This window comes from Vibrio sp. Vb1574, assembly GCF_033338675.1.
In genome coordinates, this window is record NZ_JAWOTC010000482.1 from 1 (window position 1) to 1,024 (window position 1,024).

2 protein-coding genes are annotated in these 1,024 nt (G+C 46.4%); both read right to left on the minus strand.

Features of this window, described 5'->3' with window-relative positions; all coding sequences use genetic code 11:
* On the minus strand, positions 1 to 683 hold a 683-nt coding region (locus R7O12_RS27020), incomplete at its 3' end, for a VC0807 family protein (RefSeq protein WP_318127135.1).
* A gap of 201 nt (positions 684 to 884) precedes the next feature.
* On the minus strand, positions 885 to 1,024 hold a 140-nt coding region (locus R7O12_RS27025), incomplete at its 5' end, for a sigma factor-like helix-turn-helix DNA-binding protein (RefSeq protein ID WP_318127136.1).

The window sequence follows — 1,024 nt, forward strand, 5'->3', positions numbered from 1 at the left end:
AAAATTTGTTCAGTTTCAAGAGACGTCATCGCGCGAATTTGACGCCAAATGTAGTAAAAAATACCAAACATCATCAACATGCTAGGAATGGCGATCATCGGGTAGCTGTAAAGTGTCAACTTACCGAGCTCTTCATTGAAGGCCGCGGTGCCTGATGGACTGGTGACGATCCACGTAGCAAGGAAGTAGTTCATTGCAGATGAGAATGCAAAGGTGCTTGCGAACAAGTAGTTCGAAGACATTAGGCAACGTTCGAACGCATCGGTTTTACCATTTTCTCTCAAACGCTCGTTAATCAACGCGAGGTTCAAAACCGTGTCGTTCAATACCATTTTTTGCATCAATGGGTAGCGGGTAAAAGTGGAGCCCAATCCCGCGATGCCGATCAGGCCGGGAATCAAGGCTTCTTTCAAGGCTAACCAGCGAGTATCAAGCTCCAACAAGCCAATGCCGCCAGTTAATAATACGCTGATAAAACCAAGTGCTGAGATAAAGTTAAACTTCTTGTTGCGGATGAGATCCATACCGCCGTAAACCACAGGAAAGAGCAAAGCGACAACCAGTGCCATTGCGGTTCCTAGGTGCTCTTCGCCACTGTATTTCATCAAGATGAACGAAGGGATGAATACGTTAAAAAGGATCTCGAATAGGGGATTCGACTTTTTCGCCGTCGTGTTACTCATAATTTCCTACTGACTCTATTATGTCGGCTGCCATTGTACTTTGGGTGGAAGTGTTCATCCAGTAACGCCAGATGTAAAGCGTTAACGCACCAAGTTATGTAACGACTTATGAAATAGACCCGAGCATAGCCAGTTAGTTGGCATGATTGACCAAGTTTTCTTGGTGGCTAGGTGAGCTTCATACCAGTAGGAACTTCTGTCTTAATGGTTTCCTTGCTGCGCGATGAGCTGGTTGCGCGCTCTGAATAATCGAGTCGCCACTGTGTTGTGGTTGAGCCTCAAGGCTTGGGCAATCTCATCATGATTCAGCCCAGCCACTAGGTTCGAGAGCAATGGCTCTC